The sequence below is a fragment of the uncultured Metabacillus sp. genome (genome assembly GCF_947503125.1).
Classification (GTDB): domain Bacteria; phylum Bacillota; class Bacilli; order Bacillales; family Bacillaceae; genus Metabacillus.
Genome location: NZ_CANNCR010000006.1, coordinates 134,349 through 156,178 on the forward strand (window position 1 = coordinate 134,349; position 21,830 = coordinate 156,178).

The 21,830-nt window shown below is 39.9% G+C and carries 15 protein-coding genes; 8 read left to right on the forward strand and 7 right to left on the reverse strand.

Annotation, left to right across the window (positions count from 1 at the left end; genetic code table 11):
* Window positions 1-45 precede the first annotated feature (45 nt).
* Both treC and treP read right to left on the reverse strand, forming a co-directional pair.
* Window positions 46-1,734: an alpha,alpha-phosphotrehalase gene (treC, locus tag Q1B07_RS07080; RefSeq protein ID WP_299091267.1), complete on the reverse strand. Its 1,689-nt coding sequence runs from the start codon at window positions 1,732-1,734 to the stop codon at window positions 46-48.
* A gap of 147 nt (window positions 1,735-1,881) precedes the next feature.
* A complete protein-coding gene (gene treP / locus Q1B07_RS07085) occupies window positions 1,882-3,288 on the reverse strand; it encodes a PTS system trehalose-specific EIIBC component (protein WP_299091265.1) in 1,407 nt (468 codons plus the stop codon).
* A 326-nt stretch (window positions 3,289-3,614) separates the two neighbouring features.
* Here treP and Q1B07_RS07090 point away from each other — a divergent pair, with 326 nt between their 5' ends.
* Window positions 3,615-4,751 (forward strand): SEC-C metal-binding domain-containing protein, encoded by a 1,137-nt coding sequence (locus tag Q1B07_RS07090; RefSeq protein ID WP_299091263.1) that lies wholly within the window; start codon window positions 3,615-3,617, stop codon window positions 4,749-4,751.
* Between the two features lie 285 nt (window positions 4,752-5,036).
* Here Q1B07_RS07090 and ade read toward each other — a convergent pair whose 3' ends face one another.
* Together ade and Q1B07_RS07100 are read right to left on the reverse strand one after the other, a co-directional pair.
* Window positions 5,037-6,761, reverse strand: coding sequence for an adenine deaminase (gene ade / locus Q1B07_RS07095; RefSeq protein ID WP_299091260.1), 1,725 nt, complete (start codon window positions 6,759-6,761; stop codon window positions 5,037-5,039).
* A gap of 151 nt (window positions 6,762-6,912) precedes the next feature.
* Window positions 6,913-7,848: a DMT family transporter gene (locus Q1B07_RS07100; RefSeq protein ID WP_299091258.1), complete on the reverse strand. Its 936-nt coding sequence runs from the start codon at window positions 7,846-7,848 to the stop codon at window positions 6,913-6,915.
* Window positions 7,849-8,062: 214 nt separating this feature from the next.
* Between Q1B07_RS07100 and Q1B07_RS07105 the strand changes: the two genes are divergently transcribed.
* The 4 genes from Q1B07_RS07105 to Q1B07_RS07120 all read left to right on the forward strand — a co-directional run bounded on the left by Q1B07_RS07105 (window position 8,063) and on the right by Q1B07_RS07120 (window position 11,238).
* Complete coding sequence (locus Q1B07_RS07105) at window positions 8,063-8,818, forward strand: threonine/serine exporter family protein (RefSeq protein ID WP_299091256.1); 756 nt, start codon at window positions 8,063-8,065, stop codon at window positions 8,816-8,818.
* 42 nt (window positions 8,819-8,860) lie between these two features.
* Entirely contained in the window at window positions 8,861-9,316 is a 456-nt protein-coding gene (locus tag Q1B07_RS07110) for a threonine/serine exporter family protein (protein ID WP_299091254.1), read from the forward strand.
* A 49-nt stretch (window positions 9,317-9,365) separates the two neighbouring features.
* Entirely contained in the window at window positions 9,366-10,265 is a 900-nt protein-coding gene (gene purU, locus Q1B07_RS07115; RefSeq protein ID WP_299091253.1) for a formyltetrahydrofolate deformylase, read from the forward strand.
* A gap of 160 nt (window positions 10,266-10,425) precedes the next feature.
* Window positions 10,426-11,238, forward strand: a complete 813-nt coding sequence (locus Q1B07_RS07120; RefSeq protein ID WP_299091251.1) for a uroporphyrinogen-III synthase — start codon at window positions 10,426-10,428, stop codon at window positions 11,236-11,238.
* Between the two features lie 33 nt (window positions 11,239-11,271).
* On the opposite strand, the gene Q1B07_RS07125 is transcribed toward Q1B07_RS07120, so the two are convergent.
* The 3 genes from Q1B07_RS07125 to Q1B07_RS07135 all read right to left on the reverse strand — a co-directional run bounded on the left by Q1B07_RS07125 (window position 11,272) and on the right by Q1B07_RS07135 (window position 14,370).
* Window positions 11,272-12,471: an MFS transporter gene (locus Q1B07_RS07125; protein ID WP_299091249.1), complete on the reverse strand. Its 1,200-nt coding sequence runs from the start codon at window positions 12,469-12,471 to the stop codon at window positions 11,272-11,274.
* Between the two features lie 6 nt (window positions 12,472-12,477).
* A complete protein-coding gene (locus Q1B07_RS07130) occupies window positions 12,478-12,855 on the reverse strand; it encodes a MarR family transcriptional regulator (RefSeq protein WP_299091316.1) in 378 nt (125 codons plus the stop codon).
* 309 nt (window positions 12,856-13,164) lie between these two features.
* Complete coding sequence (locus tag Q1B07_RS07135; protein WP_299091246.1) at window positions 13,165-14,370, reverse strand: nitrate/nitrite transporter; 1,206 nt, start codon at window positions 14,368-14,370, stop codon at window positions 13,165-13,167.
* A gap of 279 nt (window positions 14,371-14,649) precedes the next feature.
* On the opposite strand from Q1B07_RS07135, the gene nirB (Q1B07_RS07140) reads away from it, so the two are divergent.
* The 3 genes from nirB (Q1B07_RS07140) to nirB (Q1B07_RS07150) all read left to right on the forward strand — a co-directional run bounded on the left by nirB (Q1B07_RS07140) (window position 14,650) and on the right by nirB (Q1B07_RS07150) (window position 21,769).
* Window positions 14,650-17,001, forward strand: coding sequence for a nitrite reductase large subunit NirB (gene nirB, locus Q1B07_RS07140; protein ID WP_299091244.1), 2,352 nt, complete (start codon window positions 14,650-14,652; stop codon window positions 16,999-17,001).
* Window positions 17,002-17,040: 39 nt separating this feature from the next.
* Window positions 17,041-19,173: a molybdopterin oxidoreductase family protein gene (locus Q1B07_RS07145; protein WP_299091243.1), complete on the forward strand. Its 2,133-nt coding sequence runs from the start codon at window positions 17,041-17,043 to the stop codon at window positions 19,171-19,173.
* Window positions 19,174-19,357: 184 nt separating this feature from the next.
* Window positions 19,358-21,769, forward strand: coding sequence for a nitrite reductase large subunit NirB (nirB, locus tag Q1B07_RS07150; protein ID WP_299091242.1), 2,412 nt, complete (start codon window positions 19,358-19,360; stop codon window positions 21,767-21,769).
* Window positions 21,770-21,830 lie beyond the last annotated feature (61 nt).

Consider the following 21,830-nt stretch of genomic DNA (forward strand, 5'->3'; position numbering starts at 1 on the left):
CTTATCTTACCATGAACAAGCGTGACCATGCATACAGACTAAAGTTTAGCCTTTTCTTAAATAATAAACAACCGATTCATATGGACGAAGCTCCATGTTCTCAAAGGAATCAACTGAATCCGGGTAGTTTGAAATAAGCTGTTTTCTTGAATAGCCGTCTACCTGTACATGTTCAGGTAATTCAAAGGTTGTCTTAGCTTCATAAAAATTATTGACTACTAATAGCTTTTCGTTTTCAGTTTTACGAACATAGGCAAATAGCTGCGGATCATCCTGTAAAAGCAGCTCGTAATCACCGTCTGTAATAATGTCATATTCTTTTCGCAAAGATATAAGCTTTTTGTAATGATAAAAGATCGAATTTGGATCATTTAAAGCATTTTCTGCATTTATGTCTTTATAATTTTCGGCTACATCAATCCATGGAGTGCCAGTTGTAAATCCGGCTTGCTCGGTATTGTCCCATTGAACAGGGGTACGTGAATTGTCACGTGATTTCCTTTGTAATATTTCGAGGATTTCCTTTTCAGGCATTCCTTTTTCTTTTAAAATCGAATACATATTTAAAGACTCAACATCACGATATTGGTCGATGGAAGTGAATTTTGGGTCTGTCATGCCAAATTCTTCGCCCTGATATATATATGGTGTTCCTTGCATCATATGAATCGTTGTCGCAAGCATTTTTGCTGATTCACGGTGGTACTCGCTATCATTTCCATAACGGGAAACAATCCTTGGCTGATCATGGTTGCACCAAAACAGGGCATTCCAGCCGCCGCCTTCATTCATCCCTGTTTGCCAAGTGGATAAAATTCTTTTCAGTGCTTGGAAATCCATTTCTCCAATTGCCCATTTTTCGCCATTTGGATAGTCAACCTTTAAATGATGAAAGTTAAACGTCATGCTTAATTCTTTACGCTCAGGATTCGAATACTTAATGCAATGATCAATGGTTGTTGACGACATTTCACCAACGGTCATGCTATCATGCTTTGAAAACACTTCTTTGTTCATTTCGTGAATAAATTCATGAACACGCGGACCATCTGTATAGAACTTTCGGCCGTCACCCGGTGGGGTAGAACCGTCATCATCAGGGAAGTCCTGGTCTTTGGAAATTAAGTTGATCACATCAAGGCGGAAACCATCTACCCCTTTTTTGAACCAAAAATCCATCATCTTGTAGACCTCGTCTCGAAGGGATTCATTTTCCCAGTTTAGATCAGCTTGTGTGACATCAAAGAGATGAAGATAGTATTGGCCGGTTTTTTCGTCAAATTCCCATGCAGGACCTCCGAACTTAGAAGCCCAGTTTGTCGGCTCAGAGCCATCTTCTTTTGGATCCTTCCAAATGTAAAAATCCCTGTATGGATTATCCTTTGAGGAAGCGGCCTGCTTAAACCACTCATGCTCTGTTGAAGTATGATTGACAACTATATCCATAATGATTTTAATCCCGCGTTGATGGGCTTCCTCTACTAAACGATCGAAATCCTCCATCGTTCCGTACTCTTCATGAATATTGTAATAATCACTAATATCATACCCATTGTCACGCTGCGGCGATTTGTAAATGGGGGTAAGCCAAACAACGTCGACACCCAAATTTTTTAAATAATCCAGCTTTTCTATAATGCCAGGCAAGTCCCCAACACCATTGCCCTGTGTATCGTTAAAGCTTTTCGGATAAATTTGATATACAACTGCCTTTTTCCACCAAGGTTGTTCCATGTTTTTCCACCACCAAATGTAATTTAAGATCTTAAAGTTTTGATATTCATTCGTAAAAAGCAAGATACGATACCATGATGAACAAGCTTTTGGCTTTTATGTTCCATGGTATCGTTCAAAATGTTTTTAAGGTTTCAAGTATAACTTTCAGCTTGTTTTTTCTTTACGCATTTTTCCAAACACAAGTGTTAAGACAAATGGTACAACTAATACGATCGCCATTCCAATAAAGAATGAACCCCAGTTTTCAGGGAAGATGGATAAAAATCCAGGCAGACCGCCAACGCCAATTGATGGGGCTTTAACACTTTGCAAGGAAATGAATGCACCTGCAATTGCAGATCCGATAATTGCTGAGATAAAGGCAAAACGGAATCGTAAGTTTACCCCGAACATAGCAGGTTCTGTAATACCAAGGTAAGCAGAAACCGCAGATGTTAAAGAGAGACTCTTAAGCTTTTCATCTTTTAGAACAAGCATCATCGCTAATGCAGCAGTACCTTGCGCAATATTAGATAATGCAACCATCGGCCATAAGAAGGTGCCGCCAGTGCTGCCGATTAATTGGAAGTCTACGGCTAAGAATGTATGGTGCATTCCCGTAATAACAAGTGGCGCATAAAGACCGCCGTAAATTAATCCTCCAAGAATTGGAGCTACCTCAAAAATTCCGACAACGATATCTGTGATGACATTACCGATAGCAAATGTAATAGGGCCAATCGCGATAAAAGAAATGAGTCCTGTTAACAATAAAGCAATTGGTGCCACAAGCAGAAGCTGGAATGCATCGGGAATACGTTTTCTTAAGAAAATTTCAAGCTTTGCTAACACATAGGAAGCAAGTAAAACAGGTAATACCTGACCTTGGTAGCCAACCTTCTGTACTTCCAAGCCAAATAGGTTCCATACTGGAATTTCTTCAGCAGAACCATAACCCCAAGCATTTAAAAGATCAGGGTGAACAAGCATTAAACCAAGAACAATCCCTAATAATGGACTGCCGCCGAATCGATTGACAGCTGACCAGCCGATTAAGCCTGGCAGAAATACAAATGCAGTATTTGCAATTAAGTTAATGATGCTGGCCACATCAGCCCACTGGGGATATACCTCGATAAGTGCCTTTTCAAAGAAAATTCCCGGTCCAGTTAAGATGTTGTTAATCCCCATTAATAAACCGGCCGTTACGATGGCTGGCAGGATTGGAATGAAGATGTCAGCCAATGTTTTAATAGCACGTTGCAAAGGATTTAAATGTTGTTCAGAAGCTTTTTTTACATCGTCTTTTGATGCTTCCCCAACTCCTGTTTGCTGGACGAGCTCTTTGTACACTTTATCAACTGTCCCTTGGCCAATGACAACCTGGAATTGGCCGTTTGTCGAAAATGATCCTTTTACAAGATCAATAGATTCAAGTGCATCTTTATCGACCTTTCCTTCATCTACTAAGGCAAAACGTAAGCGTGTAACACAATGTGTTGCAGCTGATATATTCTCTTTACCACCTATTGCGTCAACAATTTGACTAACTTGTTTTTGATCGACACTCATGGTTTTCCCTCCCGGTTTATCATTTTCGTAATCTATAACGTTACATATTTGAACAAGCTCTAGAAGCGTTTTCATAAACTAGTCAGCTTGTCGAAATATGTATATACAAGTCATACCACTATCTTAAACATGTATATACATGTTGTCAATAAAAATAAATGCGTTTTCAGAAAAAGATGTTAGTAAATGATTTCCACCTTTTTTAAAAGATCAAACTAGTTCAAAAAATTCTTTTTAAATAGTAGTGCATCATTGTGCCAAAAAGATACACATGGTAAAACATAAGTAGAACTTTATGACAGAATCTTTAGAAAGAGATGATCAAAATGAATTTTAAAGAAAGAATTGAGCCCTTTTTGAGAACGGAAGATGTTCTGCTTCAAGATTTTGTTGGATATGCTTTGCATGATTACCCGAATGTGGATAGAAGCTGGACTGAGGAGCTTATAAACAAGGCTGTGAAAAACAGAGGGGCAGCAGCTTTATTGTCGATCGACCCAGAGCATGAAGAAATCGTTGGCTCCTTAGTTGAGGGTGTCAAAAATATCCCCTATGACAAAGTAGGCGGGTATTATACTATGATTAGTGATTTATCCCCTGAGATTGCTTTGAAATATCGTCAGGACCTCGCACCATATCTCTCGAAGGATATGTGGGTTCTATATGAATTACTAGTTCATGGCACGAAGGAAGAGGTTTTTGAAGAATACGAAATCATTTTAGACAAGCTCGAAGCTGAAAAATATATCCACTCGGGTTTTTATAAAATGGCTAAGAAAATCGCTTATACTCTTGTGAAAAAGCAATGGGTTACAGATGCCCTGCTAGAAAAAGATTTGCAGGATAATTTAAAAGAAGAATGGTTTAATTATCGTGGGATCCTCACCGTTTATATGATTGGTCTTTTAAAGAAGGATAAGTATATTCAGGATTTAGCTCCATTGCTTGTCCGAGATGAAGATATTCTCTTGGAGGAGGTGTCTGCAGCGTTAATCGCCTTTCAAACGGATGAGGTTGTAGAAGCAGTGGCTCCTTATCTTTTAAAACCAGAATCGTCGATTTTTGCAGCGTCGATAGTTGAGAATATTAAGTCTGATTATGCAGTTGAGGTGCTGAAAGATGCTTATCATCAGGTCGAGGATGAGGATAGTCAAGTCATGATCGTTGAGGCGCTTGCCCACCAATTAAGTCCAGCTGCTGAACCGGAAATCAATGAGTTTGTAAGCAAAAGACCCTTCTCCTATTTAATTGATGTCGATCTAATGGCATATGGCTATTATAAAATAAGGGGGATCGATCATCCGCTTCTAGGTGAGTGGGAAATGAAAGTGAAAAATAGCGAAAATGAAAGATTATTAAGACAAAAAGAACTAGAAAGCATGTCAAAAAACGTGAAAAAGGTTGGAAGAAACGACCCTTGTCCATGTGGAAGTGGGAAAAAATATAAAAAATGCTGCTTGTAGAGAGTAAGGCTGCTTCAGGAGAGAAAAACCGGGTAAGAGTGGGGAAAATCCTATAGAAAGCTTCACTAAAGGACAAAATTGAAAAAGAGAAACAGGCTAAAGCCCCATAGAAAGCTTCAAAAGGACAAAAATGGAAAGAGAAACAGGAAAAAGTCCACATACAGCATAGGAAGAACAAATCTTAATAAGCAATTTTGGAATTTAAAAAACTTGCAAATGAGCAGATCACCTTTTATTTTTATCAAGAGAACCCCTTACCATTATAGGCAGGGGGCTTATTCTTATTTAATCGATAATATTGATATGCTTAAATTCCTTCACCTGAAATAGTCCGAGATCAGTAAGCTTTAGCTCTGGAATAACAGGTAAAGCTAAGAAGGATAAAGTTAAAAACGGATTGAAATCCCCAGTAAAGCCAATTTCTGTTAAAGCATGATCTATCTGCTTTAATCCTTCATTCACATGGTCAAACTGATTGGCTGTCATTAATCCGGCAATTTCTAATGGTAAAGAAGCTAACACTTCTCCATCTTTGATAACAACCATTCCTCCACCCATCGTAGTCATCATGTTCACAGCTTTGATTAAGTCTTGGTCATTTGTCCCAACCGCAACGACATTGTGTGAATCATGGGCAATCGTTGTGGCAACCGCTCCTGAAGAAAGTCCGAAGCCTTTTACAATTCCAAGCCCGATATTTCCGGTGTTACGATGCCTTTCAAAAACAGCTAGTTTTAGCTGATCCTTTTCAATTGAGGGCTGAAAGACTCCAGTCCTTTCTTCGATTTTCTCAACAATATGCCGCGTGACAATTTTGTTTGGAATTATCTCGATGATGTTTGCTACAGCATGGTTTGGGCATTTTATTTGAATGTCTTCAAGGGTAAACTCTTTTAAATGGACCGTGTTTGTTAATGGATCAGGAACAAGCAGACTTGTGGATGTATTCAGGCAATTACCTTTTTCGGCAATGAGTTCCCCCTTGATGAATACCTGATCGATGTCAACTGTTTCTAACTCATTTAATAGGACAAAATCCGCATCATATCCTGGTGCGATCGCTCCTTTAGTCAACAGGCCAAAGCATTCAGCAGCATTGATTGTTGCCATTTGATAAGCTAGCATCGGATCAAGTCCATTAGCAATGGAGAGTGCCACACTGTAATCAATGCTTCCTTCAGCGATTAGATCGTCCAAATGCTTATCATCTGTGACAAATAGACAGCGGCGGGCATTTCTTTCGGTCACGACAGGAAGCAGGGATACTAAATCCTTGGCAGCAGATCCTTCTCTTAGCATGACATACATTCCCCGTTTTAAGCGATCATATGCCTCTTCAGGGGTTATGCACTCATGATCGGTTTTAATTCCCGCTGCTAAATAGACATTCAGAGGGTCACCTGAAATACCCGCTGCATGGCCATCCATTTTTTTCTTTAATTGATTGGCATTTGTGAGCTTCTCCATCATGGCTGGGTCCTGATGAAAGACTGACGGGAAGTCCATCACTTCGCCTAACCCAATCACGTTTTCATTCTCATAAAAAGGCCGTAAATCTTCTGCAGACAATCTTGCCCCTGCGTTTTCAAAAGGTGTCGCTGGAACACATGATGGCAGCATGAAATAGATGTTTAATGGTACATTCTTAGCCGTGTCAATCATAAACTGGATCCCTTTAGAGCCGCTAACATTTGCAATTTCATGAGGGTCAGCAATAACAGTAGTGACACCATGCGGCACAACAAGCTGTGAAAATTGCGCTGGTGTCACCATGGCTGATTCGATATGAACATGCCCGTCAATGAAGCCTGGAGAGATAAACTTTCCTTTAGCATCAATTGTTTTTACTCCTTCATAGTCGCCAATTCCAACAATGACTCCGTCGGTAATGGCAATCGTTTCTTCTATTATGTCTCCGTTAAATACGTCAATGATTCGCCCGTTTTTTATCACGAGATCGGCCTTCATTTTTTTGGCGGCAGCTACTAGTCTTCTGCTATATGAATCCATAAAGGGAAACTCCTTTCGATTGAAAAAACCGCATGAAAAAAGTGTTTACATCCTTCTTTCTGCGGCTTCTTTGTCTATGCTTTAATGAATCTTACAACAATAACGGACTAATAATCAAATTTGTTGGTATAAAAAGTAACATGGCTTTCGATTATTTTGAAATAACCATTCCCCTTTTGGTTTTCTGATGCCGCAGGAGCTCGTCGAATCCCCCGGCACCAAGGACAACGCCAAAGATAATAAAAATAAACCCGATTACCTGAGTGAACGTGATCACTTCATTTAAAAACAGGGCAGCCCCAACCAATGCGAAGAATGGATTTAAATTAATAAAAATCGCCGACTCGGCCGCACCAACTTTCCCAATTGCATAATTATAGGTCATATGTCCAACAGACGTAGCTAAAATGGCTGAAGCAAAAAAGATGACCCAGATTGAAAGCGAACCTCCAGCCATGCTTTTCAATCCATTCGGTTCAACAACTAAACTAATCATGAATAAGAAAACAGAGCCAATGACAAGCATATATCCTGTCATCAGGCGCGGGTCTAGAGTCGAGGAAACCTTTTTAATGATGATAAAGCTGATACATTGCAAAAAGATCGATAAAAATACTTGAACATCTCCTAGAGTAATAGCTTGGAAGCCATCCCCGCCTTTAAAAACTATAAAGGAAATCCCGATAAAGCCAAACATAATGCCAATGAAGCGAAGTAATGTCACTTTATTATTAAGAAAAAAGATTGCTAGAATTGTAGTTAAAATCGGCCCCATCCCTAAAATAAGCCCGCCATTAGAGGCTGAGGTTCCTTTAAGCCCAACCGATAAGAAATAATGGTGGCCAACAACATTAAATAATGAACAAATCAGGATCCAAAGGAATTCTTTTTTAGAGGGTTTTCTAAGCAGTCTCAAGCCGAATAAAATAATGAATACGCCAATACCTGCAGTGAAGATTCGCAGAGCCGTCATTGTGACAGGCATGAAGTTTGCCACAAGCAGTTTGGTTGCAATGACATTAAATCCCCAAGTAATCATGACGAAAAATAACGAAATGTATATTTGATATTTGCTTTTGTTGCTCAAGGTTTTTTCCTTCTTCCTTTTTTACCATTTTCGTAATTGTAATATGCTTCATCCATGATATAGCAAAACAACTTCATCTGTCTAATAATGAAATTTAAATTTTTTGTTGGGCGTTTTCATAATTTAATAGTACATTCCTATATAAAGTATTATTTGCTTTCATGTTGCTTCTTCATTAAACTCTAGATAGAATCTGATATGGAGTGATGGCAAGTTGGATCACAAACAAACGCAAAGCTATGAGGTTATTGAGGTATGTTTACTCGCAGGGAAGATTATGCTTCGCAGCGGTGCTGAGACGTACCGCGTAGAGGATACAATGATGCGAATCGCTGCAGCATATGGAATCATGCACTCCCATAGCTATGTAACTCCTACGGGAATTATTTTTTCGATTGATAGTCACCATCCTACACAGTTAGTGAGAATTGTTGATCGTTCAACAGATCTTCAAAAGGTTGCAAAGGTAAACAGCGTGTCAAGGATGATCAGCAGCGGAGACCTTACGATAAAAGAGGCATATGAGCATCTAAAGATCATTGAACAGGATGCCCATGCCTATCCGATATGGGTGCAAATCGCTGCAGCTTCAATTGCTAGCGGGTGTTTTTTGATCATGTTTCAAGGCGGTTGGACAGATTTTCTCCCTGCTTTATTTACAGGAGGTATTGGCTATTCCTGCCTGATCTATATTCATCGGTTAATTGAAATTAAGTTTTTTGCAGAATTTTTAGCTGCTTTTATTATTGGATTGTTATCAGTTATATTTGTTACGCTAAATCTTGGAACCGAGCTTGATAAAATCATTATTGCTTCTGTTATGCCGCTGGTACCTGGCTTATTAATTACAAACGCTGTAAGGGATTTAATGGCAGGTCATTTAGTTTCCGGCATTTCAAAGGGAGCAGAGGCGTTTCTGACGGCATTTGCGATTGGAGCAGGTGTTGCTGTTGTTTTTTCCTTTTATTAACCAAGTCAATCGGACAAGCTAGGATGGATAGGCTTTTTTTAAATGGGGGGATATAGATTGATCGAACAATTCATTACGAGTTTTATTGCTTCCTCTGCATTTGGGATTATTTTTAATGCGCCTGCGAAATCATTATTTAAATGCGGCTTCATTGGCATGGTTGGATGGATGATTTATTTTGGTCTTTATGAATCCACAAATGATAGTGTATTTTCATCGATTATTGCATCCTTTTTTATCGCAATCATTAGTCAATTTTTTGCTAAAGCTTATAAAACACCAGTCATTATTTATAATGTATCAGGTATTATTCCGTTAGTACCTGGAGGGCTGGCCTATGATGCGATGAGACAGGTCGTGGAAAATAATTATAATGAGGCGATTCCTCTTGCTGCCAAGGCCTTTATGATTTCCGGTGCAATTGCTATTGGATTGGTTCTATCAGAAGTGATTAACCAAATTATTCGAAAGGTGAATCTTCGAAAGACTACATTTTAAACATATGCTATTGTATAATGTTTTCATTACTTATAGAGAGGTTTTAACAATGAATGCAACTATTAAACATCAACTTGAACTTTTTCAAGAACGAAATAAAAATCGCGGCCGTCTTTTAGTGAGCTGTCCGGATCAACCTGGTATTGTCTCTGCGATTTCAAAATTTTTGTTTTCACATAATGCAAATATTATCGAGTCTAGCCAGTATTCGACAAACCCTGAGGGTGGGACATTTTTCATTCGCATCGAATTTGAATGCCCTGGTTTAAAAGACAAAGCAAAAGAAATGGAGCGGCAATTCACTCAAATCGCTGATGAATTTTCGATGGATTGGAACTTCACACATGTGTACAATGTGAAAAAAACAGCGATCTTTGTTTCTAAAGAACTGCACTGCTTACTTGAGCTTTTATGGGAATGGCAAAGCGGTGATTTAATGACAGATATCGCTCTCGTCATCAGCAACCATGAAGAAGCGAGAGATGTAGTTGAAGGTCTCAATATTCCCTTCTATTATATTCCGGCAAATAAGGAGATTCGAAAACAGGTTGAAGAAAAACAGCTGCAGCTGCTTAAAGAGTATGATATTGATTTAATTATCCTAGCACGCTACATGCAAATCTTAACACCAACATTTGTTGCGGCAAATCCAAATAAAATTATCAATATCCATCATTCCTTTTTACCTGCATTTATCGGAGCAAGACCATATGAACGAGCATATGGCCGCGGTGTTAAACTAATTGGTGCAACCTCACACTATGTTACAAACGATCTTGACGAAGGCCCGATTATTGAACAGGATATTAGCCGTGTTGATCACCGCGATGATGTCGATAACCTGAAAAAAATTGGCCGTTCAATTGAACGAAGCGTCTTGGCCAGAGCTGTAAAATGGCATTTGGAAGATCGAATTATTGTTCATCAAAATAAAACAATTGTCTTTTAAGGTGAATCCCTTTCCTGAGGGTTTCTAAAACTGTTATACATGTTAAACGAACCGTTTGGTGCTGATAACATTAAGTGGTACATGTTATAGAAAGCACCTTCAGGGGATTAGTCTATATGGGGAACAATGGCAGATTTATCACATATTGGGAGGGATTGTCGTGAAGAGATTACAGGGAAAAACGATTGCACTTGCTGGACAAAGAAAGTCAGAGGAATTAAGTAAGCTTGTTGAGAATTTAGGCGGAGTTGCTTTAGTGCGTCCGGCACAGGGGACCGTTTTTTTGGATGATTCAAATGTAGAAAAAGAGATTCAAGCATTAGTAGATGGCAATTTTGATTGGCTTATTTTCACGACAGGCATAGGAACAGACAAGCTTTACCAGACCGCGATTAACATGGGCTTAGAAGATGCATTTATTGCAGCCTTAAAGAGTGCAAAGGTGGCGGCAAGAGGCTATAAAACAGTCAATGTGTTAAAAAAGCTTGGGATACAGCCTGTTGTAAGGGATGATGATGGCAGTACAGCCGGGTTAGTGAGAGAGCTAAATGCCCATCGTTTAACTGGCTGCCGCGTTGCCCTTCAGCTTCATGGCGATCCTGCTCCTGTTCTAATTGACTGGCTAGAGAAACAAGGTGCTGATTATCGCGAAATTTTGCCTTATAAGCATATTCCGCCGAAACAAGAGGTAATGGAGCAGCTTGTCGGGGAAATTTTAAATGGTGAGGTCGATGCCGTCAATTTTACAAGTACGCCGCAAGCCCGCTTTTTAATGGCTTACGCGAAAGAAAAAGGGTTAGAAGAAAAACTGCTAACGGCTTTTTCAACAAATGTTGTCGCTGTAGCAGTTGGCAAAGTAACGGCCCAAGCATTACGCGAAGTTGGGATTACAAGAATTGTTGTCCCAGAAGAAGAACGGATGGGCAGTGCAATAATTGCGCTTGTTCACTACTATCAAAAGCAAGAGGACTGACTCAAAAAGATGAGGCAGTCCTCTTTTTACAGTTTATCCATTTGATTGCTTCAGTTGTAAAGCAGGCGCTTCTTTTTTTCGATGTAACACCAATTTATAAACGGCTATAACGACAAGCATAAAGATCGCGGTATAAAAGTATAAATGACCGTATCCAAGCTGTGTAGCAATCATGCCTAAAATATAAGAGCCGGCGGCAATTCCTGAATCAAAGAGAGTGAAAAATGTTGCTGTTGCATGACCGCTTCTGTTGCGGTCAGCAGCTTGAACAGCAAGTGTTTGCAGAGAAGGGACTACTGTTCCATAGCCCAGTCCGATAAAGGCTCCTGATAAAAGAAGCATGAAGGATGTCTCAGTAATACTTAATAAAATTAATCCTATCATAAATAAAACCAATGCTGGATAGATGATAATATGCGGTCCTTTTAAATCAAATAAACGGCCGCTAAATGGACGAGCCACTAGCATAACAACAGCAAAGACTACGAAGAAAAAGCTTGCCGCATCTAATAAATCAAGCTGCTGTGCATAAATAGATAAAAACGAAAGGACACTTGAATATGCGATCGCGACTAAGCTTCCAACAAAAGCAATGGGAAGTGCTTTTTGATCGATTAAATCTGAAGCCTGCAGTCGTTTCCTAGCTGTCTTAACATGCTTTTCATCAATTTTGCTTGTCGCTGTAAAGATAACACCTACTGTAATTAGTAAGGCAAATACAAGAAAGAGTATGGTAAAGGAAGCGGTTTGTATTAACGTAAGGGCAATCATTGGACCAAAAACAACCGCAAGATTCGTTGACATGACAAAATAGCCAAGTCCTTCACCGCGTCTTTTGATTGGTACTAGATCTGCGGCAATCGACCCTGTTGCTGTTGTGGCAATACTAAACCAAATTCCTTGGAAGAAACGCAATACCAGTAATAAAAAGTATTGATCAATCCATAAGTATAAAAACGAGCATAGTGTAAAGAAAATAAGGCTGATCATTAACATTTTCTTTTTGCCAAAGTCATCGAGAAGCTTCCCTGAAAATGGGCGAACAATAATGGCAGATAAAAGGAAAATGGTGACAATCAGTCCTGCGTCTACCTCAGAACGATGAAGTTCGTCGACGACATAGATAGGCAGAGATGTTAGTAAGCCATAAAAGGCAATAAAGATAAAAAAGTTGCTTAAAGATGTACTAATAAAGTTCCTTGTCCAAATCGGTTCTTTTTTTCCTTCAGTCATTTGGACTCATTCCCCCTTTTCGATTGTTAACGTTCCTAATTTGTTTAATATGTTGAAAAAATAATCTTGCTCTTCATCTGTTAAATGCTTTATCATCTTTTGCTCAAAAGTTTTGACTTCTTGCTCAATAATCGGCAGCATGTTTTTCGCCTTTTCTGTCAATGATACAAGCCGTTCCCGTTTATCATTTCCTTGTGTCCGCATTACCCAGCCGCTTTCCTCTAGCTTCACAAGCGTTCTTGTGATCGTTGGTGCTTCAACAAGCAAGTAACGCCAAATATCACTTTGGGTCATCGGCCCATTATTTTTTAAACAATAGAGGATCGTCCACTGCGAACTATATAAGTCATGTTTTTGTAAATGCTCATTCAGCTCTTTCGTCATTAAACGAGTCTTTTGATAAAGAAGATGAAATAACTTGTTTGTGTTTTCCAATTTGTTCACCTCAATTTATTTACCTAGGTAAATATATCAGACTTATTTATGATAACAGAATATAGAAATTTGTAAAGTAAATGGATAAGTAAAACCGCTCTTTCAATAAATTTTGATAAAACTACATCAGAAAAGCTCCAGCGCTTAGTCCCTCAAGGTCATGAGGGGCTAGGCGCTGGAGTTAGACATAAAAACTAAGTATAAAAATAAAAAACCCTTGGCCTATTCGACCAAGGGATGGAAGCGTCTCATACACGTTTAAATTTTTACAGCATCGCTTTTTAAATTCCATGATTTTTTCCAAGAATAACTTGCTAATAACAAGATTCCAAAGGCTATTAATGCAATTGCAGCAAAGGTAATAAATCCTGAAGCGTAAGAACCAGTCACCTCCTTTAAAGTCCCTAAAATATTTGGTAAAAAGAAACCGCCAATACCGCCGGCAGCACCTACGATTCCAGTGACCATTCCAATTTCCTTTTGGAAACGTTGAGGAACTAATTGGAAAACAGCGCCATTTCCCATGCCAAGGCACATCATACCAACAAATAAAAGGGCGGTTATCGCGAATAATGGCGGCAGCTGACTAACACCAATCATACATAGCGCTGCACCGATAAATAAGAAGGATAAAACTTTTACACCGCCAATTCGGTCAGAAATAAATCCGCCTACCGGTCTGAAAAAGCTCCCAGCGGCCACACAAAGTGTCACAAAATCTCCTGCTTGGACATTGGTTAAATTGTATTCATCAACAAAAAACATGCTCAAAAAGCTCGATAATCCAACAAATCCCCCAAATGTAACGCTATAAAGCAAACAGAAAAACCATGTATCGCGATAAGCGAAAACTTTAAAATAATTGGCCAGCGGCTGTGGTGCCGGCTGTGTTGGCGCATCCTTTGCAAGTAGGATGAAAACGACAAATGTGATAAGCAAAGGAATCAGAGCCATTCCCATTGTGACATGCCAGCCAAAATTTTCAGCTAATCGGGGACCGAATAAAGTAGCGAGTAAGGTACCGCTGTTTCCTGCCCCGGCAATCCCCATGGCTAAACCTTGAAGATGAGGTGGATACCATCTGCTTGCCATTGGTAAAGCGACAGCAAAGCTTGCTCCGGCAACCCCTAATAGAATACCGATCATAAAGAGCTCAGACATTGTATTACCTGCCAAAAATCCCCATAGAAGCGGAATCGTTGTAATGATCATGCCTAGAATGGCTGTTTTCTTTGGTCCCATTCGGTCCGTTAAGATTCCCATTACAATTCGAAAGAAAGACCCTGCAAGGATTGGAACAGCCACAACCAATCCTTTTTGTGATGGCGATAAACCAAAATCCTGGGTGATAAAAGCACCAAGGGCGCCAAGAATAACCCAAATCATAAAGCTCACATCAAAATACAAAAAGGAAGAAAAAAGTGTCTTCGGGTGTCCGCTAGTTTTTAAATCGGATAGTTTCATACCATTACTCCTTTCGATACGACAAAATTTGTTATAATTTTCAGTTTTTTGAACATAGCCACATTATAAGTGGTGGATTTTTAATCGAAAAGTTACCTGTCAGGAAATATGACGCGGAAAATTAGTTAATATGACACTAAGGGAAGGAAGTTCTTTAAGTGGATTCATTCCAGAATATTCTGTGTAAGGAAATATGACAACAATAAGTTAATAGTAGAAAGAATATGAAATAATGAAATCATTCGATAAGGTCAGACCATTGATGCTGGAGGGTTTTAAATGAAGCGAAAACTGGTTGTAATCGGGAATGGTATGGCGGGTGTCCGCTGTGTCGAAGAAATCATAAAGCATAATTCAGAAGCATTTGACATTTCAATCATAGGGAGTGAGCCGCACCTGAACTATAACCGAATCTTGCTATCATCGGTTTTGCAGGGTGAGGCATCAATTGAGGATATTACGATTAATGGGCAGGATTGGTATGAGCAAAACAACATCACGCTCTATTCCGGTGAGACGGCGATCAAAATTGATCCTGATAACAATGTGATCTTAACAGATCAAGACCGGATTGTACCATTTGACCTGCTGATCATAGCAACAGGGTCATTGCCTTTTATGCTGCCAATCCCTGGCGTTGAAAAGGAAGGGGTCATCAACTTTCGGACGATAGAGGATTGCAAAACCATTATAAACACCTCAAAGCAACATAAAAAAGCTGTTGTGATTGGCGGCGGTGTGCTGGGGCTTGAGGCAGCGAGGGGTTTGTTGAATTTAGGAGTCGATGTAACGGTCATTCACAATATGGATTATTTGATGCAGCGCCAGCTTGATGAAACATCATCGAGAATGCTGCAAAGGAAATTGGAACAGCAAGGAATTGAGTTCCTTCTAGGGAAGGTCACGAAAGAAATTGCTGGTGATAATAAAGTCGAAAGACTCTATTTTACAGATAGGACTGATATAGAGGCAGATTTTGTTGTCATGGCAGTTGGTGTCATTCCGAATATCTCGCTTGCAAAAAGCAGCGGAATACAGACAAATCGGGGAATTATCGTCAATGATTTCATGCAGACAGATTATCCAAATATATATGCTGTCGGTGAATGTGTAGAGCATAAAGGTGTGATCTATGGCTTGGTCAAACCGTTGTATGAGCAAGGGCAGGTGCTTGCTAAGCATATATGTGATCTGGAAGTAGAAGGATATAAGGGTTCTGTTTTATCAACAAGCTTAAAGGTACCGGGAATCGATCTGTTTTCTGTTGGGGAATTTGGTGAAGATACAGCAACGAAATCGTTAACGATGCTCAATGAAATGGAAGAGGTTTATAAAAAAATGGTTTTTCGCGGAGATATCATTGTCGGTGCAGTGTTATTTGGGGAGACGGCAGATCAATCCAAACTACTAGACATGATCGTGAAAAGAAAGCATGTAAACGACGATGAGAAACGCAATCTTCTCCATTCAGCTGGTAATAACACCTCACATGTAAAGGCGATGAAGGTAAGCGAAATTGTTTGTAATTGCAACGGAGTTTCAAAAGGAGCGATTATCGAGGCTGTTCAGCAGAAGGGTTTAACAACGGTTGAACAAGTGAAGCAATGTACAAAAGCTTCAGGGTCCTGCGGCGGATGTAAGCCGCTGGTAACGAATCTGCTTGCCTATATTCACAGCGATGAATGTGATGAGGTAATTGAGAAAAAGTCCTTATGCGGTTGTACTGCATTAACGGAGGACGAGGTTGTCGTACAGATACAGCAACGAAACCTTAAGTCACTCCGGGAGGTATTTTTAGAGCTTAACTGGAAAGAAAGGGACGGCTGTTCAAGCTGTGTTCCTGCCATCAATTATTATTTAGCGATGATTTATCCAGATAATGAAGGTTTGAATGAACCATTCTATATGAATGGAAGTGCAGGGGCTCAGCTGCAAAAGGATGGTACTTATTCGATCATTCCACAAATGTATGGAGCGTTATTAAATGCTGCGGAGCTTAACCAGATTTCTAGTATTATGAAAAAATACCAAATAACAGATGTGGGGATTACCCCTGAACAAAAGATCCAATTAAAGGGAATCAAAAAAGAATATGTTCAAGCTGTGTGTTCAGAATTGAATGTACGAATGAGTCCTACACATGGCAATACGATCCAGCATGTAAACACGTTTTTTGGTGACCCTGTTTGCCATTGTCATAAGGAGCAAGCCTTGCAACTCGCGATTGAACTGGAAAAGGACATGGAATTTTTGCTGACACCTCATCGCGTTGTATTAGGTGTATCAGCTTGTAAGCATAGAGAGACAGAAATGATCACAAAGGATATCAGCATCATCGGTGATAAGCGGGGCTGGGAGATTTACGTAGGCGGAAGCCAAAGTCCTGCCTTGAAAAAAGGAGAATTATTTACGGTGGCGGGTGACTCGGAAGAAGCAAAAACATTGATTTGCGGTTTTGTTCAATATTACCGGGAAACGGCCAATTATCTTGAACAAATTAGTGATTGGATCGAGAGAGTCGGTCTAATTCATATAAGAGAAGTTTTATTTGAAGTACACTTGCGGGATCAGCTCATAAGCAGAATGGAAGCGGAATTGCTTCCATATGCACAGAAGACCATTTTGAAATGATGAATTAATATAGATTTCGAGAGTAAGGGGGGAATTGTCTTGACCGAATTATTATTGAAATACTTCCGGACAAAGCAGCAAGAGGTTCAATCAGAAAAGGTGTATGATACGCAATGTCCGTTTTGTAGTATGCAATGCAAAATGCAATTAATTGAGCAGTCGGTTGTGACAAGGAAAAAGTACACGACAGTGGGCAAAGACAATCCTACATCAGAAGGAAGGCTATGTATAAAAGGTCTGAATGCCCATCAGCATCCCTTCCATCAGGATCGGATTTTGCACCCATTATTAAAGGTGAATGGCGAGTTTGTGAGGATTTCGTGGGAACAAGCCATTGCACATATAAAAGAACAGTTTACGAGGATTCAAGCTGAGGATGGCTTAAATGCTTTATCGGTATACGGCAGTGCTTCTATTACAAATGAAGAAGCGTATTTACTAGGCAAGTTTGCCAGGGTAGCACTAAAAACACGTTATATCGATTATAATGGCCGCCTATGCATGTCCGCTGCAGCAACTGCAGCAAACCAAACCTTTGGCTTAGACCGCGGCTTAACCAATGCGCTATCAGAGGTGCCGCATACAAGAGTGATTATTTTAGCTGGCACAAATATCGCAGAATGTCAGCCGACGATTATGCCATATTTTGAGAAAGCGAAGGAAAACGGAGCCTATATTATTGCGATTGACCCTCGTGAAACAGGCACAACTGAGATTGCTGATTTGCATTTAAAGGTCAAGCCAGGAATGGATGCAGCCTTGGCAAATGGAATGCTAAAGGTGATTATTGAGGAAAATCTCCATGATGTAGCGTTCATTAATGAAAGAGCAACAGGATTTGAAGATGTTAAAGAGTATGTCACATCTTTATCACTAGAGGAAATTTCTGAGATGACTGGTGTCTCTGTGGAGCATATTCGGCTTGCAGCCACTAAATTTGCCAGTGAAGAATCTGGGATGATTTTTACAGCAAGGGGAGTAGAACAGCAAATAGACGGAACCACTGCTGTGAGGAATTTACTGAATATTCTTATCTCTACAGGCAAAATTGGTAAGCCGTACTCTGGTTATGGTGCCATTACTGGGCAAGGAAATGGGCAAGGTGCCCGTGAGCACGGGCAAAAAGCTGATCAGCTGCCGGGCTACAGATTAATCGAGAATGAAGAGCATCGCGCCTATATTGCCAAAGTATGGGGTGTGGATAAGGATGAGCTGCCTGGAAAAGGTGTTTCCGCATTTGAGATGTTCAAAAAAATTGAAGAAGGCGAAATTACGGGAATGTTTCTCATGTGTTCAAATCCAGTTGTATCCAATCCAAATGCAAACTTTGTAAAAGCGGCGTTAAAAAAGCTCAAGTTCTTAGTCGCTGTCGATTTGTTTGTATCAGAAACGGCCAAATTAGCAGATCTCATTTTGCCGGCATCTTCTTATCTTGAGGATGAAGGAACCATGACCAATCTTGAAGGCAGAGTTACCCTTAGGGAAGCTAGTCGTCCTTGTCCAGGAGAAGTAAAACATGATTGGCAAATCCTTTGTGAAATTGCAAAAGCACTTGGGAAAGAGAAGTATTTTTCCTATACAAAGGCTGAGGACATCTTTAATGAATTAAGAATCGCAAGCCGGGGCGGAATCGCTGATTATTATGGCATTACCTATGAGCGAATTAGAAAAGAACAAGGAATTCTTTGGCCGTGTCCAGATCTGGAGCATAAAGGAACAGAACGATTATTTGAACAATCATTTGCCCACCCGGATGGGAAAGCGAAAATGATTGCTGTCCCAAATACTCCAGAAGTGCCAAAGGAAAAACCAAATGAAGAGTATCCGCTCTATTTAACAACGGGCAGAGTGATGTCACATTATTTAACAGGAGTGCAAACGAGAAAGAGTGCGGCTTTGGCAGCAAGGAATTTTGAGTCCTATCTTGAGATCCATCCAGAGACTGCTAGGAAATATAACATTGAGAATCATCGTTTAGTAATGGTTTCTTCAAAGAGAGGCAGCATTGTTGTTAGAAGCAGATGGTCGGAAAAAATCAGACAAGATACCGTTTTTGTACCATTCCACTGGGCGGATAGCCAAAATGTTAACTTACTAGTCGGCGAGGAACTTGACCCTTATTGCCGCATGCCTGGATTTAAAGTAAGTGCTGTTAAAATAAAACCTGTTTAATAGGCTGAATACAAATAGATTGCTAGTTTTCGAGGTGCGAATCGTGCCTCTTTTTTACACTAGGTAAGTTTAGGGAGCCTATAAGTTAGAAAATAAAACCATGTTAGAAAACCTAACATGTATGTAAAATAATTAATTTTACCGTGCTATAGTAGAAGAAACTTTCCAAGGGGAGGAAAATCAGGTGGAAAAAAAGAAGCTTGTTTTAATAGGAAACGGAATGGCCGGCGTAAGAGCAATCGAAGAAATCCTAAAGATTTCAAACGACTTATTTGAAATAACAATCTTTGGGAGTGAGCCGCATCCAAACTATAATCGAATCCTATTATCGAAGGTGCTGCAGGGTGACACCGAGGTAAAGGATATCACGTTAAATGACTGGGATTGGTATGAAGAAAATAATATAACGCTTTATACGGGAGAAACCGTCACAAAAATCAATCCGGATAAGATGGTGGTTGAGTCCGATAAAGGCCGAATTTTACCATATGATGAACTAATTATCGCAACGGGATCTGTACCCTTTATCCTTCCGATTCCAGGTGCTGATAAAGAAGGTGTTACAGCTTTCCGTGATATTAAGGACACTGACATTATGCTTGAAGCATCTAAAAAATATAAAAAGGCTGCCGTTATTGGTGGAGGCTTGCTTGGATTAGAAGCAGCCCGCGGCCTATTAAATTTAGGAATGGATGTTAATGTTGTTCATTTAGCACCAACATTAATGGAACGCCAGCTTGATGAAACAGCAGGAAGACTTTTGCAAAAAGAGCTTGAAAATCAAGGGATGAAATTTTTATTAGAAAAAGCAACAGTAGAGATTTATGGAGAAGATCGTGTTGAGGGATTAAAGTTTAAGGATGGCACCCATCTTGAAGCAGACTTAGTGGTAATGGCTGTAGGTATTAAGCCGAATATCGAGCTAGCTAAGAATAGCGGTATCGCAGTAAATAGAGGGATTGTCGTTAATGATTATCTGCAAACAGATCTGCCGCATGTTTATTCTGTTGGTGAATGTGCTGAACATAATGGCATTCCATATGGCCTTGTCGCTCCATTATATGAGCAAGCAAAGGTACTGGCATCCCACATCTGCGGAAAAGAAACAGAGGGGTATAAAGGATCTGTATTATCTACGCAATTAAAGGTTTCAGGTGTGGAAGTATTCTCAGCTGGTGATTTTATGGAAGGCGATGACAAAAAATCGCTGAAAATCTTTGATGAGCAGGATGGTATCTATAAAAAGATTGTCTTAAGAGGAAACAAAATCGTTGGGGCTGTTTTATTCGGAGACAGTAAAGAAGGAAATCGCCTTTTCTCTATGATTAAAAAGGAAGCGGATATTTCAGATACAGAAAAGGTCAGCATTCTCCAGCCAATCGGCGGCGAAACAGGGGAGAGCCTTGTTGCTTCAATGAGTGCGGATGAAATTATCTGCGGTTGTAATGGGGTCTCAAAAGGTGCCATTGTTCAAGCGATTCAAGAGAAGGGCTGTACATCAGTTGATGCCATTAAGGCTTGCACAAGTGCTTCCCGTTCATGTGGTGGCTGTAAACCTTTAGTGGCAGATGTTCTTCAGCTGACACTTGGATCTGAATTCGATGCTTCCTCGCAGAAAGAAGCGATTTGCGGTTGTACAACACTTTCTAGAGATGAAGTAGTCGAAGAAATTAAAGCGAAAGGCTTAACACATGTTAGAGAAGTAATGAATGTCCTAGATTGGGGAACAGCAGAAGGCTGCTCAAAATGTCGACCAGCTTTAAACTATTATTTAGGCATGGTGAATCCGACGAAATATCAGGATGAAAGAGAATCACGTTTTGTCAATGAGCGTATGCACGCAAATATTCAGAAGGATGGAACATACTCAGTTGTACCAAGAATGTACGGCGGTGTGACAAATGCAGAAGAATTGCGCAAAATTGCAGATGTTGTGGACAAATATGAAATTCCTTTAGTAAAAGTAACGGGCGGACAGCGTATTGACCTATTTGGCGTGAAAAAGGATGATCTTCCAAAGGTATGGGAGGATCTAGATATGAATTCTGGTTATGCGTATGGAAAATCGCTGCGGACAGTCAAAACATGTGTTGGTGAAACATTCTGCCGCTTCGGTACACAAGATTCTATGGGCTTAGGGATCAGACTAGAGAAGAAATTTGAAGGCTTGCAAACTCCTCATAAAGTAAAAATGGCTGTATCGGCATGTCCGAGAAGCTGTGCTGAGTCAGGCTTTAAAGATATTGGGTTTATCGGAATCGATGGCGGATGGGAAATCTACATTGGCGGAAATGGCGGTACCCATGTTCGCGGAGGCGACTTGTTATACAAAGTAAAAACAGATGATGAAGCAATGGAGATTACAGGTGCTTACCTCCAATATTACCGTGAAACGGCAAATTATTTAGAGCGTACATCGGCATGGGTCGAACGTGTTGGCTTAGACCATGTAAGATCAGTGCTTGATGACAAAAACAAGCGTCAGGAGTTAAATGCACGGATGGATGAAACATTATCTGTATACAGAGATCCATGGAAAGAAATTATTGAAGATAAGAAGACCACAAAAGAACTATTTGAAACGGTTGGCATTTAATTGTTTGAACGAAAACAATAAGCAGTTCTTTTAACAACGTATAGCAACAAATAACAGAATA

Coding starts and splice junctions, on each gene's coding strand:
- treC (WP_299091267.1), bottom strand. CDS start 1,734: ATGGAACAACCTTGGTGGAAAAAGGCAGTTGTATATCAAATTTATCCG.
- treP (WP_299091265.1), bottom strand. CDS start 3,288: ATGAGTGTCGATCAAAAACAAGTTAGTCAAATTGTTGACGCAATAGGT.
- Q1B07_RS07090 (WP_299091263.1), top strand. CDS start 3,615: ATGAATTTTAAAGAAAGAATTGAGCCCTTTTTGAGAACGGAAGATGTT.
- ade (WP_299091260.1), bottom strand. CDS start 6,761: ATGGATTCATATAGCAGAAGACTAGTAGCTGCCGCCAAAAAAATGAAG.
- Q1B07_RS07110 (WP_299091254.1), top strand. CDS start 8,861: ATGGGGGGATATAGATTGATCGAACAATTCATTACGAGTTTTATTGCT.
- purU (WP_299091253.1), top strand. CDS start 9,366: ATGAATGCAACTATTAAACATCAACTTGAACTTTTTCAAGAACGAAAT.
- Q1B07_RS07125 (WP_299091249.1), bottom strand. CDS start 12,471: ATGACTGAAGGAAAAAAAGAACCGATTTGGACAAGGAACTTTATTAGT.
- Q1B07_RS07130 (WP_299091316.1), bottom strand. CDS start 12,855: ATGACGAAAGAGCTGAATGAGCATTTACAAAAACATGACTTATATAGT.
- Q1B07_RS07135 (WP_299091246.1), bottom strand. CDS start 14,370: ATGAAACTATCCGATTTAAAAACTAGCGGACACCCGAAGACACTTTTT.
- nirB (WP_299091244.1), top strand. CDS start 14,650: ATGAAGCGAAAACTGGTTGTAATCGGGAATGGTATGGCGGGTGTCCGC.